This is a genomic window from Paenibacillus sp. NRS-1760, from assembly GCF_050467785.1.
GTDB lineage: Bacteria > Bacillota > Bacilli > Paenibacillales > Paenibacillaceae > Pristimantibacillus.
Map to the genome: position 1 here is coordinate 257,394 of NZ_JBITPK010000014.1, position 14,269 is coordinate 271,662.

General features: G+C 47.4%; 10 protein-coding genes. All 10 read left to right on the forward strand.

The features are described from left to right. The first annotated feature begins 29 nt into the window (after positions 1–29). The 10 genes from ACIFSR_RS20470 to ACIFSR_RS20515 all read left to right on the forward strand — a co-directional run bounded on the left by ACIFSR_RS20470 (position 30) and on the right by ACIFSR_RS20515 (position 14,182). Positions 30–833: a carbohydrate ABC transporter permease gene (locus ACIFSR_RS20470; protein WP_430059590.1), complete on the forward strand. Its 804-nt coding sequence runs from the start codon at positions 30–32 to the stop codon at positions 831–833. 12 nt (positions 834–845) lie between these two features. Continuing rightward, positions 846–2,999, forward strand: a complete 2,154-nt coding sequence (locus tag ACIFSR_RS20475; protein ID WP_430059592.1) for an SMP-30/gluconolactonase/LRE family protein — start codon at positions 846–848, stop codon at positions 2,997–2,999. Further along, a complete protein-coding gene (locus ACIFSR_RS20480) occupies positions 2,996–5,266 on the forward strand; it encodes a DUF5696 domain-containing protein (protein ID WP_430059594.1) in 2,271 nt (756 codons plus the stop codon). The genes ACIFSR_RS20475 and ACIFSR_RS20480 overlap by 4 nt, the downstream gene beginning before the upstream one ends. Further along, complete coding sequence (locus ACIFSR_RS20485) at positions 5,263–6,129, forward strand: carbohydrate ABC transporter permease (RefSeq protein ID WP_430059596.1); 867 nt, start codon at positions 5,263–5,265, stop codon at positions 6,127–6,129. Before ACIFSR_RS20480 ends, ACIFSR_RS20485 begins: the two co-directional genes overlap by 4 nt. A 23-nt stretch (positions 6,130–6,152) precedes the next feature. Continuing rightward, positions 6,153–7,127 carry a carbohydrate ABC transporter permease gene (locus tag ACIFSR_RS20490; RefSeq protein WP_339204716.1) on the forward strand — a complete coding sequence of 325 codons (975 nt, stop codon included), beginning with the start codon at positions 6,153–6,155 and terminating at the stop codon, positions 7,125–7,127. A 198-nt stretch (positions 7,128–7,325) separates the two neighbouring features. Further along, complete coding sequence (locus ACIFSR_RS20495) at positions 7,326–8,660, forward strand: LLM class flavin-dependent oxidoreductase (protein WP_430059598.1); 1,335 nt, start codon at positions 7,326–7,328, stop codon at positions 8,658–8,660. Continuing rightward, complete coding sequence (locus tag ACIFSR_RS20500; RefSeq protein WP_430059600.1) at positions 8,660–9,976, forward strand: LLM class flavin-dependent oxidoreductase; 1,317 nt, start codon at positions 8,660–8,662, stop codon at positions 9,974–9,976. Before ACIFSR_RS20495 ends, ACIFSR_RS20500 begins: the two co-directional genes overlap by 1 nt. Before the next feature lie 28 nt (positions 9,977–10,004). Beyond that, the gene (locus ACIFSR_RS20505) at positions 10,005–11,375 is read left to right on the forward strand and encodes an ABC transporter substrate-binding protein (RefSeq protein WP_430059602.1); all 1,371 of its coding nucleotides are present in this window, start codon (positions 10,005–10,007) and stop codon (positions 11,373–11,375) included. A 25-nt stretch (positions 11,376–11,400) separates the two neighbouring features. Beyond that, positions 11,401–12,723, forward strand: coding sequence for an LLM class flavin-dependent oxidoreductase (locus ACIFSR_RS20510; RefSeq protein WP_430059604.1), 1,323 nt, complete (start codon positions 11,401–11,403; stop codon positions 12,721–12,723). A gap of 73 nt (positions 12,724–12,796) precedes the next feature. Then, entirely contained in the window at positions 12,797–14,182 is a 1,386-nt protein-coding gene (locus ACIFSR_RS20515) for an ABC transporter substrate-binding protein (protein ID WP_339204712.1), read from the forward strand. Positions 14,183–14,269: the final 87 nt, after the last annotated feature.

Below are 14,269 nucleotides of genomic sequence, written 5' to 3' on the forward strand. Positions count from 1 at the left end.
TAGGTATAAAAATAAGCTTTAATCTGTTCATGCTCATCCTATCCGTCATCATGATCCTGCCGATCATTTATATTTTTAATCATGCCTTCAAGCCTTATCATGAATTGTTCGTCTATCCGCCGACCTTCTTTGTGAAGGAGCCGAACATTCAGAATTTTGTTGAGCTCTTTTGGGTAACGTCCAATTCAATCGTTCCGGTATCGCGCTATTTGTTCAATAGCTTGTTCATTTCGGCTGCGAGTGTTGTTGGCGTGACGACGGTGAGTGCGCTTTGCGCATATCCGCTGTCGAAACATCCTTTTCCGGGCCGTGCATTCATCTTTGCTACGATTATTCTGATGCTGATGTTTACGCCGGAGGTTATTCAAATTCCGAGGTATTTGGTCGTCAGCCACCTTGGCATTATGAATACGTATTGGGGGCATTTGCTGCCCGTACTTGCTTTACCGGTAGGCGTGTTCCTGCTCAAGCAATTCGTGGATCAGATTCCTGATTCACTGCTGGAGGCTGCACGAATAGACGGTGCAAACGAGTTTATCGTATTTGCTCGAATCGTCATTCCGATGTGTATGCCGGCCATCGCGACCGTTGCGATACTCGCCTTTCAGAACTCTTGGGGCAACGTGGAGACATCGATGCTGTTCATGCAGGACGATGAAATGAAAAACTTTCCGTTTTTCCTATCGACATTGACCAATAACTTGGCGAACAATGTGGCACGTCAAGGCGCCGCTGCTGTAGCAGCGCTTATTATGCTCGTTCCGAATTTAATTTTCTTTGTTATTTTGCAAAGCAAGGTCATTTCGACAATGGCGCATTCCGGTATTAAATAAGGGGGAAATCGTTTGAAGAACAGGAGGCTGCGGATTCGTCCGATCATTATAATCCTGATTACGGCGATTTACATAGCTTGGCCCATCTCACCGGCCACAGCCTCGCAGTTACCGTACGAAACCTACTATAAGGATGGATTCGGACAGCTGGTGAAGACGCAAGCGGCTTACATTCCTGCTGGCATTATTGGCACGGATGTTGAGATTACGGAAGCAAACCAAGCTGCGGGAGCCGAAGGGAAAACAAAGCTGCAGCTTAATCAGCCCAAGGATCTATTTGTGGATGATAAGGACCATATCTACATCGCAGACACGGGCAATAATCGAATCGTACACTTGGATGAGCAAGGCCAATATATTCGTGAAATCAAAGTAACAGAAAGCCCGCTCAAGAAGCCAAGCGGCATTTATGTCGATGAAGCTGGAGAGATTTACGTTGCAGATACGGGCAACAACCGGGTCGTAAGGCTCGATCAAGAAGGCAAGCTGCTAAAAGCATTTGGCCGTCCGGAGTCCAGCTATTTGCCGCCGGCTTTCAAGTATGATCCGGTTAACCTCATTGTAGATAAGCGCGGCTTTATTTATGTAACGACGCTTGGCGCTTTTCAAGGCTTGGTGCAGCTGGATCCAGAGGGCAATTTCATTAGTTTTTTTGGGCCGAATCGCGTAAGCTTCTCTTTGTTTGACGCATTTAAGCGATTTGTATATACGCGGGAAATGTATCAAAGGGAGCTGAAGAAGCTGCCTGGAGCTATTGCGGGCTCAACGATAGACAAAAACGGATTTATTTATACGGTGACGAAGGAAATTAGCGCGGATCAGGTGAAGAAGCTTAACATCGCGGGTCTCGACCAGCTGGTAGGCAAAGGTGAATTCGCTGCCCTGCAGCCGGTGCGTTCTTACGGAGAGGTATTTCACAGAACGAAGCAAAGTGTAAGTCCCCAGCTCAATGATATTACGGTGGATGCTGCCGGCAACTTTACTGTGATTGACTCTGTAGGCAATATGATTAGCCAGTATGATTCGAATGGCAATCTGTTGTTTTTCTGGGGCGGGGATGTCATTACCGCTACGTCCAAGACAGGAATCGTCAAAGCGCCTGCAGCTATTGCGAGCAATTCCAAGGGTGAGCTGCTCGTGCTGGACAGCGTCAATAATTTCATTCAAGTGCTGCGGCTGTCTGAGTTCGGCCATCTCGTCCACGAAGCGAATCAATTAACGCAGGAAGGCAGATACGAGCAAAGCGAGCCGCTCTGGAGCGAGGTTCATCGTTTAAATGCACAATATACACCGGCACTGATCGGTTTGGCGAAGGCCGCTTACAAAAAAGAGGAGTACGCAAGATCGGAGCAGCTGTTTTATCAGGCAGGCGTAGTAGGCGGCTATTCAGAATCCTTTTGGCAAAATCGGTTGACGTGGTTCCAGAAGCACTTTGGCGTCCTCATGAATGTGGCGCTCGTGCTCGGCGTCGTGTATCTTCTATGGAATGTTTTATCCAAAAAGCTTCGCTTAAAAGGCAAATCGTCAGCTAAACGCAGTGCTAGGCATCCGATACTTGAACAGCTGCAGCATATGTTCTATTTAATAAAGCATCCTGTAGACGGCTTCTATGCTATTCGGTACGAAAACAAAGCAGGATGGTTAAGCAGCATATTGATACTTGTATTTGCATTAGCATCTTACGGATATATACAGGCGGGCACAAGCTTTGTCTTTAACCCTGCTGTGCATGTCGGTATTGACCTGTTTCCCATTACGATTCAATTTGTTGGAATATGGCTGGGTTTTGTCGTCTCCAACTATTTAATCAGCTCGCTTCTTAGAGGTGAGGGACGGTTCCGAGACGTATTTTATGGCAGCTGCTATGCCTTATTTCCGATTATTCTCATCGGTATACCTGTAACTCTACTCTCGAATGTACTGACCTTAAACGAGCTGGCGATCTTTAAATTTTTGAAGCTGTTTATCGTTTTATGGGTAGTCCTCCTGTTCATATGGATGGTGCAGGGCATACACAACTACACCTTTATTGAAGCTATTTTTATTATTCTACTATCGTTGCTTGCGCTTGCGATTATTGTCATTCTAATTTTCATCTTAATTAGCTTAAGCATAGAATTGGTCAACTTTATTAATTCTTTATATCAGGAGGTGATCATCCGATGACTGTACGCAAAATAAACATAAAGCTCGTTTTGAAGCTGCTGCTCTTTGCTGTTTTGCTGACCGGTATAGGATGGTTTGCTCTTGTAGCGGTCGGGTTATGGGGTAAACCCGCTGCCGTGGCCGTAGATGCTGTAAATCCATTTGAAACAAAAGGCACTGTTCCCTATAAAGCGGGATTGCCAGTTGAAGCAAATTTCGAGCAAATCGCAGAATCAGACCAATTACTGTTGCTAGTAGATAAGGCATCAGCTCACTTCCAAGTCATCAATAAAGCAACAGGGAAGATATGGCGTTCTTATCCAGAGCCGAAGTATTGGGAGGAAGAAACGGTACCGAATACGTGGAAAAATAATTTAACTTCTCCCGTCATTATTGAATACGTAAATGCTAAGAACTACAAATCCTCCTCTGTAACTGCCGGATTAATCGAGAACCAAGGTTACTTGGAAAACCTTCAGGTTACGGAAAATGGATTCACAGTGACCTTCGCGCTGCCGAAGGTGCAGTTGAAAATTCCGATTGAGGTGCGTCTGCACAAGGATTATGTAGAGACGAGAATTTTGGATGAGGGAATCGTCGAAGGCGCATTAAGCTTATTGAATATTAAGCTATACCCTTTGTTTGGGGCACAGCCGTCTGCTGGCCAGGAGGGTTATCTTTTGCTGCCGGACGGCTCTGGCTCGTTGATCCATTTTGAGGCAGATCGCTTGATGCAGCAGTTGACCTATAATGAAAGTGTTTATGGGCAGGATCTATCCTATTACAACGAAAATACAGGCAGACAGGGGATTACGATGCCTGTATTCGGCTTAAAGTCAGGGGATCAGGCGTTTGTTGCGATCATCTCCGAAGGGGAGTCGTTCGCGAATGTTTATGCAGCGCCGTCAGGTGCGGTGGGCCGCTCAAACTGGGTGACGACCGAATGGCAGTATCGGAAGAAGTTTTTCCAAAGTGTAAGCAAGAGCACGGGTGAAGGCTTCTATACATACAGCGGCGATAAGTTTATAACGAATGCTCGCGCAACGCGTTATTATCCACTGCTCCCTAATAAAAGTGATTATGCTGGCATGGCGGAGGTTTATCGCAATTATTTGATTCAAGAGCAGGGTGTAAAACCGCTGGAAACAAACAAAAAAGATATTCCGCTGTTTGTAGATATTGTAGGCGCAGACATCGAGAAGGGGCTTTTTGCAGATTCATATTTAAAAGCAACTACGACAGAAGAGGCGACCGAGCTTGTTCGTTCGATTTATGACAGCGGCATTCAGCATCTGCAAATTCAATTCTCAGGGTGGCAGCAGGACGGTTACAGCACACATGGCGGCTACTTTCCTGTAGATAAGCGCTTAGGTGGAAACAAAGGGATGAAAAGCTTTATCTCCTTCGCTCATACCTTGGATATTCCTGTTTATTTGACGGCGAATTATACGCTCAATACGAATGGCGACGATCAGTTCTGGTGGAGGCGCGACGGCTTGCGCAATTTGGCAGGAACGGTGCTGGAGGAAAGGGGAAATGAGGACCAGGATGCAGCGAAGTTTGTAAGCCCGAGGTTTTATGAGAAGGTGGTCTCGGCCGATTTGAGCAGCTATAAGAGCTTGGGAGCAGACGGCATCTATTTTGAGGATGGCATCGGCAAGCAGGTCAATACGGATTTCAACAGCCGATACTCGGCGAGCAGGGCAGAGGTTGTCGATGTACAGCGCAGCATTTTGAACAAGAGCAAGGAAGCACTCGGGTCGCTTGCGGCGAATAATGTGAATTTCTATGCGCTAGCCCAAATCGACCATGTCCATCGCCTAACCGCTGATTATTCGTATGATGTCTTCATCAGTGAAGCGATTCCTTTTGCCCAAATCGTTCTTCACGGCTTGCGCACGTATTCGCTGGAATGGTCTAATTTGCGCGATGAGTTCGATGATGAGCTGCTCCGCAGCATTGAATATGGGGCTTACCCTGCGTATGTGCTTAGCGGCGACAAGGCAGCTGATTTGAAAAATTCCTATTCCTACTGGTATTACAGCTTGAACTATAAGGATTGGATCGATCATTTACGAGCTGAATATGCCAAAACAAATGAGGCGCTTGCAGCTGTGCAGGAGCAGTTTATTACGGGACATCGTACGCTCGCTCCAAATGTGAAGGAAACAGAGTATGGCAGCAATTATCGTATCATCGTCAATTATAATCAGACCGATTACAGCAAGGATGGCATTATCGTTCCAGCAAAAGACTTTGTCGTCATAAAAGGAGGAACGAAGCCATGAGATGGAGTCGCAAGCTGGAAAATACGACAGTTAGGAAGCTCGAAGGCTCCCTATTTATCGCGCCATGGGTGTTTGGGTTCCTCGTTTTTGTGGCGTTCCCGCTCGGCTATTCGCTGTATATGAGCTTTCATCAGGTGAAAATTACGGTGAGCAGCGTCAACTATACGTTTATTGGACTTAGCCATTACCGGGAAATATTGATCGCGAACGGAAGCTTGCTCTATGAGGAGCTGTTCCCGTTTCTAAGGGAGTCGGCCATGATGATTCCGATCATTCTTGTCTTTTCCCTGTTTGTCGCGATCTTGCTTAATTTACGTTTTCCAGGCAGAACGATGTTTCGGGTCATCTTCTTTTTGCCTGTTATTTTCTCATCCGGCCAGATCGTGCAGGAGTTTATTGCGCAGGGAGAAGGCTCCCTCAGCATTATGGAGACGCTGCGTATCGACTATTATTTGCGTGAATATGTTCCGGGATCATGGGCGGCTCCGATTCAAAAGGTTATGAGCTCATTTGTTCTCGTCCTTTGGTATTCAGGCGTGCAAATCCTTATTTTCCTTGCTGGACGCCAGACGCTGCCGGCATCTGTGTACGAGGCTTCCCGTATTGACGGCTCGGGGCCTTGGAATACATTTTGGAAAATAACGCTGCCCGGACTTGTCCCTTATATCTTCTTGAACTTAATGTACACGGTAGTCGATTTATTCACCTTCCCTTCCAATCCGATTGTCAGCCGAGTGAATACGAGCAATTATGGCAGCTCCAGCGCTTTGGCATGGATCTATTTCTTAATCATCCTAACCTTCGTACTCTTGACCTTATTGCTATACAGCCGAGTGGATAAGTCGCTTTCAGGAAAACGATAAGCGGGAAAGAGAGGTGAGCGTTCATGAAAATTGTGAAAAAAGGAAATGAGATTGCGGCTAATCTATATAGCGATGAAAAGCTGCGAAGAAGCTTAATTGGTCTTAGGTATCGGCTGCTTGGAGCAGAAATAGATAAGGGCATTCTCTTCAAGCTGTTTGTTTATATTATTCTGATCAATGTCGCCTTCATCTATATGAAGCCGATTCTATACATGGTGACGACGATGGTGAAGGATGCGAGAAACATTCTTGACCCAACCGTTATTTGGGTGCCGCGGTCCATATTTTTGGGGCATCTGCAGCAGGCGAGTGAAATGCTGAATTACACGAAGAGTTTCCTCATCAGCGTCTCGCTGGCCTCTTCCGTAGCGGTGCTGCAGGTATTCTCCTGTGCAATTGCCGGTTATGCGTTCGCAAGGCTGGAGTTCCCCTTCAAAAAAGTATGGGGAGCTTTGCTGTTGTTTACGTTTATTATGCCGCCGCAAATTACGATTTTGCCATCGATCATGCTCTTTAAAGAGTTCGGCTGGCTGAACACGTTTTTGCCGATGGTTGTCCCGGCTTTATTTGGCCATGGCTTGAAAGGAGCGATGTTCGTAATCATCTATCGATCCTTCTATTCCACACTGCCCAAAGAGCTGGACGAGGCTGCGCGTATGGACGGAGCAGGCCCTTTCCGCCTGTTCTTTCGCGTCATGTTTCCGCTGTCGAGGTCGGCTACCGTTGTGGTCGTACTATTTTCCTTCGTCTGGAACTGGAATGATTTTTACTTTCCGTCACTCTTTATGTTTACTGCGGAGAACGTACCTCTCTCCATTACGCTGGCAAGAATGGCTGGCGAGATGAAGCTGGCTGAAGGGGCAGGGGAGATTACGGTTTATGCCGAAGCGATCAAGATGGCGGCCTCGTTCCTAATTATTATGCCGCTGCTTGTCGTGTATTTGTTCGCTCAGCGGTGGTTCATTGAAGGGGTTGAACGGACAGGATTGGTAGAATAGTAAATCAAAAAAACATTGACATTACGAAGTTGAGATGATAAATTCTTAGCACTTACCATAATCCTTATAAATCCAATTGATTTAATGGGGAATGATCGACCGGATAGCCGGAGATTGCCTTAGGGCAGCTCTGGCTATTTTTTTTTGGGAATTGAACAACGCTATTTAATTCGAAAATGACTTAAGGGGAGTCGTGCGATGAGTGGATCGGAGAGAAAACTAAATCTTAATGCGTTTCTGGCCGCATCAGGCCATCATGAAGCATCGTGGCGGCATGCGGATACGCAGCCGGAGCGAGGCGTTGATATTAAGCACTACTTGAAGCTGGCTCAAATCGCCGAATGCGGCTTGCTCGATTCTGTATTTCTGGCGGATGGCTACTGGGCTGGGTCGGGATCGCTTGAACCGTTCACCATGCTGTCAGCATTAGCAGCAGCAACCAAACATATCGGCTTAATTGCAACGGTAGAAACGACCTATAATCAACCGTTTCATATCGCAAGGAAGTTTGCTTCCTTAGACCATATTAGCAATGGTCGCGCAGGCTGGAATATCGTGACGGGAGCGGGACCTGCTGCAGAGCAGTTCAGCAGGGAACAGCATCCGGAGCATCATGATCGTTATGAATCAGCGGAGGAATTTGTAGAGATCGTCAAGCAGCTATGGGACAGCTGGGAGGATGATGCGCTGCCAAATGACAAGATAAGCGGCATCCTGATCGATGAAGCCAAGGTTCATACGATTGATTATGCTGGGAAGTATTTCAAAGTAAAGGGACCGCTAAATATCGCGCGGCCGCCGCAAGGTTATCCTGTACTCGTTCAAGCGGGCTCATCTGAGACGGGCAAGGAATTTGCCGCTAAGCTGGCGGAGGTCATTTTTACTGCTCAACTAACCTTCGAGGAGGCAGCAGCTTTTTATAAAGACGTGAAGTTACGTTTGGCGAAGTATGGCAGGACGACGGATCAGTTGAAAATATTGCCTGGACTTAGTCCGATATTGGCGGATACAGAAGCAGAGGCGCAGGATCTGGAAAATGAGCTGTTTGAGCTTATCGATCATGAAGGAGCGATTAATCGGTTATCGGGTCGCTTAGGCGTCGATTTGTCTAATCATTCACTTGATGACCTTGTCAATCTGGATGGCGCACAATCGACAGATCAGGTAAGCGGCATGAAGAGTCGCCACCAGCTTATTTTGGATTTAGTAGAACGCGAACAGCCGACACTTCGACAATTGATCAATCGCTTAGCAGGGGCAAGAGGGCATTTTACTTTTACGGGTACACCGCTGCAGCTGGCCGATGTCATTGAAAAGTGGTTTAAGAATGGGGCGGCCGATGGCTTTAATGTAATGCCACAGGTGTATCCGAGCGGGCTGGAGCGCTTTGTCGATAAAGTTATCCCTGAGCTGCAAAATCGCGGATTGTTCCGTACCTCCTATGAAGAGCAAACGCTGCGCGGAAATCTAGGTTTAGCGAGACCTGCAAATAGCTGGCAGGCCAAAAAAACGGAAGAAGAGGTGCATTACTAATGAGTGAAGCGAGTCGAAAGGTTCATTTGAACGTTTTTTTGAGAGCGACAGGCCATCATGCGGGAGCTTGGCGGCATCCAGATGCGCGTCCGGATTTGGAGCTGGACATTGATTACTTAGGGCAGCTTGCTCGAATCGCTGAGCGTGGCAAGCTGGATTCCGTATTTTTAGCAGATGGATATGCAGGCGGCGGCAGCAAGCTGGAGCCGTTTACTCTGCTCGCAGCACTTGCTTCTGTAACGGAACATATCGGCTTGATTGCGACAGTCGGGACCGTATATAACGATCCGTTCCATGTCGCAAGGCAGTTCGCCTCGCTGGATCATATAAGTGGCGGAAGGGCTGGCTGGAATATTGTGACGGGTGCGGGCTCAGCTGCCCATAACTTCAGCAGAGACGAACATCCAGAGCATGCGCAGCGCTACGAGACGGGCGAGGAGTTCGTGGAAGTGGTGAAGCAGCTATGGGACAGCTGGGAGGACGACGCCCTTATTTTCGATAAAAAAGCGGGTAAATTGCTGGATGCAAACAAGGTGCACGAGATCAACTTCAAAGGCCACACCTATTCGGTGAAGGGACCGCTCAATATTCCGCGTCCGCCGCAAGGATATCCGGTGCTCGTGCAGGCAGGTTCCTCCGAGCAAGGCAAGGAGCTGGCAGCGAAAACGGCGGAGGTTATTTTTACGGCGCAGCAAACGTTCGATGCAGGGCGTGCCTTCTACTACGATGTGAAATCACGTTTAACGAAGTATGGGAGAACGGTTGATGAGCTCGTTATTTTGCCAGGGCTTGCTCCTATTGTGGCTGATACGGAAGCGGAAGCGCGCGAGATTGAGGAGGAGTTGCATGCTTTTGTAGATACAAGGCGTGCGCTTGATAGCTTATCGGAGCGATTCACGGTGAATTTGAATGATTATCCGCTGGATGCGCCGGTACCGCTTGATAAAGCAAAACCTGCTGAGGAGTTCAACGGCATTCGCAGCAGGCAGGAGGTTATTATCGATGCGGCGCGCAGAGAAAGCTTTACGATTCGCCAGCTTCTTTATCGCAGCAATGGAGGACATGGACATATCACGTTTACTGGGTCTGTGCTTCAAACCGCAGATTTTATTGAAAAATGGTTTAAAAACCATGCGGCTGATGGCTTCAATGTGCTGCCGCAGCTTTTCCCAACGGGACTTGAGACCTTTGTAGACAAGGTCATTCCAGAGCTGCAAAACCGTGGACTTTTCCGTACCGAATATGAAGGCCAAACGCTTCGTGATAGCTTAGGGCTACAGCGTCCCGCCAATACGCGCCATCTTCAGCAAATATAAATAAATAATAGAAATGAGAGGGTATAGGATGAAGAAACTAGGGGTTATTATTGTCATATTTGTACTTGCTGCATCGATCTCTGCATGCGGGGGAGACAATAACGCACCTGCAAAGCAGAATGATGCATCGGGCAAGAAGGATGCAACGAACAGTGCGACCGAAACGGCTGATTTCAAGAAGCTTGGGGATGAGCCGCTGAAATTATCGTTTTATTCCACTGGCGCTACCTTTACGGACGTGGAATTCGAAGCGATGATTGCAGGTCCCATTCATGCGAAGTATCCGAACGTAACCATTGAACGAATAACGCCAGCAGCGACGACGACTCCGGAGGAGGTGCTGTCCACACATGTGCCGGACATTATATTTGGCAGTGTGCAGCAGCGGGTTATTCGGACGGGTGTATATCAGGATTTAAGAGAATTAATCAAAAAACATCATTTTGACGAGAGCCGCCTTAAACCGATTGGCTACGACTATATCAAGGACATAACGAAGGGCAAAGGAGATGCGGTTCTCGCGCTTCCTTTCAATATCAATCAGCATGTTTTGTATTATAACAAAGATATTTTTGATAAATTCGGCGTTTCTTATCCAACCGAGAAGCAGTTGACATGGGACGAAGCGGTCGAGCTTGGCACGAAGCTGACCAGAACAGAAAACGGCATTCAATATATCGGGCTTGTTGTAGACAATTTAACTGGTTTGGGTAAATCGCTGGGCATTCCTTACTTGAACCGCGAGACGGGGCAGGCTGCGCTCGATACGCCGGAATGGCTTCGTGTATTCGAGCTGCAGAAGAAGATTTTTGAAATACCGGGTTATGTAGCTCAAGACGGCACATGGAACTGGACTCGTGACCATTTCATGAAGGATCAAAACATAGCCATTCGGGTATCTTGGCTTGCCAATATGGTTGGTCCGCTTGAGGAGCTGCGCCAACAGGGTGTGGAGTTCAACTGGGATATCGCGCCTGCGCCAAACTTCAGCGATCAACTTGGCAATACAAGAGAAGCGCAAATCCACTCTATTGCGATCAACAGCCAAAGCCCGCATCAAGATGAGGCGTTTCAAGTGATCGCGGAAATTTTATCGGATGAGGGGCAGCGGATTATTGCTAAGAACGGACGTGTTCCAGCTATTATCAATCCGGAACTGGAGAAGGAGTACGGCTTAGAAATACCGGTTCTACAAGGCAAAACCGTTCAGAATGTTTTTATTGGGAAGCCCATTCAAGAGCATTTCATTCATCCTTATGAGTCGAGCATTACGATACGGCTTACCGAAGCAGCAGAGGATCTTGCTATCCATGGTCTAGATGTTAACTCGGCTATACGCAAAGCTACGGACGCGATTAATAAAGATGTAGAGACTTTAAAAACGACGATCGGTCAATAAGCAGACGATGGAGAGGGGATTAAATATGGGAGAATCGGAGCGCAAATTAAACCTCAACGCCTTTTTGTTCGGGACCGGCCATCATGAAGCTTCATGGCGGCTGCCGGAGGCGGAGCCGAGCCGCAACCTTGATTTCGAGCATGTGCTGCAAATTGTTCAGACGGCTGAAAGAGGACTAATGGATTCCGTATTTCTGGCTGATGGATATATCGGACGCTCCAATAAGCTCGAGCCATTCACGGAGCTGGCTGCGCTGGCAAGCAGGACGAAGCATATCGGTTTAATTGCTACGGTTGGCACTACGTATAATGAACCTTTTCATGTGGCGCGGAAGTTTGCCTCCCTAGACCACATAAGCAAAGGGAGAGCTGGCTGGAACATCGTTACGGGTGCTGGATCAGCCGCACATAATTTCGGCAGGGAGGATCATCCCGATCATGCACTGCGTTACGAGGAAGCAGATGAATTCGTAGAAATCGCCAAGCAGCTGTGGGACAGCTGGGAGGATGAGGCGGTCATTAATGATAAAACGTTAGGAACTCGCGTCCATAAGGACAAAGTCCATACGATTGATTTTAAAGGAAAATATTATTCGGTGAAGGGACCTCTTAATATCGCAAGGCCGCCGCAGGGTTATCCTGTGCTGGTGCAGGCGGGTTCCTCGGAGAGCGGCAAGGAATTTGCGGCAAAGGTAGCGGAAGTTATTTTTACCGCGCATCAAAGCATTGAAAGTGCTCAGCAGTTTTATAAGGATGTAAAATCAAGACTGCCGAAGTATGGAAGAGAGGCCGACCAGCTGAAGATTTTGCCGGGTATTAGCCCGATATTGGCAGACACGGTAGAGGAAGCGAGAGAAATCGAGAGCGAACTATTCAATTATGTAAATAAAGATGGTGCAATTAAACAGCTATCGGAGCGATTAGGCATTGATTTATCCGCGTATCCGCTTGATGAGCCGCTGTCATTAGAGGGTGTGCGTGAAACGGATGAGGTTAATGGCAACAAAAGCAGACATCAGCTCATACTGGATCTCGTTCGCCATGAGCAGTTAACGCTGAAGCAATTGATTAATCGCCTAGCAGGAGCCAGAGGACATTTTACGTTTACAGGTACACCTCTTCAGCTTGCAGATGTGATTGAAAATTGGTTTGTTAACGGGGCTGCTGATGGGTTCAATGTTATGCCACAGATTTTTCCGAGCGGCCTTACGCAATTTGTAGATAAGGTGATTCCAGAGCTGCAAAATCGCGGATTGTTTCGGACGGAATATTCGGGAACGAGCTTGCGAGAGCAACTTGGATTGAAGCGGCCGGCGAATATTCGTTATGAGAGCAAAGCTGTACTTTAAAAGACTAGGTGAGAGCTTGTTGGCTATTAAACGACACAGCTGTACCTCATGATAGAGGAGAGAGAGTATAATCATGAAAAAACTTACAATAGGCGTAGTTATTTTAATGTTGTTAGCTTTATTGGGGGCTTGTGCCAGTAAGGATAATACACCGGCCAATAAGGCTGGGAGCAATGCAAATAAGCAGCAAGAAACGAACGCAGCCGTAGCGGAAGAAGCGGACTTCAAAAAGCTTGGCGACGAGCCGCTCACGTTAACCCTTTTCAGCACGAGCGGTACTTTTCCAGACGTGGAATTTAATACGCTCATCGCGGACCCGATTAAGAAAAAATATCCAAATGTAACAATCGAAAGAATAACGCCTGCGGCAACGACTACAAATGAAGAAGTGCTTTCCACACATGTTCCAGACATTATTTATTCCTCCTCTTCGTCCCATCAGCGCATTATTCGAACGGGCGCCTATGAGGATTTGAGAGAGCTGATTAAACGCCATCATTTTGATGAGAGCCGGATCAAACCGATTTTGTATGACTACATCAAAGATATAACGAAAGACAAGGGAGGCGAAATCTATGCGATTCCGTTTAACTCCAATCAGCATATCCTCTACTATAATAAAGATATTTTTGATAAGTTTGGTGTTCCGTATCCTACAGAAAAACAGCTGACCTGGGATGAGGTGCTGGATATTGCTGCAAAGCTGACTCGTACGGAGAATGGCGTGCAGTATATCGGTCTATCGGTTGATAACCTAACGGGGCTAGCCAAAGGGCTGGGACTGCCGTATGTCGATCATGATACCGGAAATGCTGCACTCGATACGCCCGACTGGCTGCGCGTGTTTGAGCTTAACAAGCGCATCTTTGAAATTCCTGGTTACGTAACGCCAGACCATACATGGAACTGGGGACGCGATCAATTTATGAAGGATCAAATTATCGGCATGCGGGTGACTTGGCTGGCAAATATGATCGGTCCGCTGGAGGAGCTGCGTCAGCAGGGTGTTGAGTTTAATTGGGATTTCGCTCCGGCACCAAACTTTAGCGACCAGCTGGGCAAAACAAGGGAAGCACAAATTCATTCGCTTTCGGTGAACAGCCAGAGCAAGCATAAGGATGAAGCTTTCCAAGTCATTGCTGAAATTTTATCGGATGAGGGCCAGCGGATATTATCTAGAAATGGCCGGGTTCCGGCTGTTATTAATCCAGAGCTGGAGAAGGAATATGGGCTGGACATTCCAGTGCTGCAGGGTAAAACGGTGCAAAATGTGTTTATTGGCGAGCCGCTGCAGGAGCATTACGTTCATCCCTACGAACTGGAAATAACGACAAGATTGACAGAGGCGGCAGAGGATTTAGCCATCAACGGGTTGGATGTGAACTCTGCAATTCGCAAAGCAACGGAGGCCATCAATAAAGATGTTGAAACGCTCCGAACGACAATAGGAGAAAAGTAGATTAGAGAGCCAGAGCAAAGGTGCAGCGTAAAATGCGGCCCCTTTGTTTTGTGCTGTTCATTTAAGCGGATTGGAATGGGTTAAGGA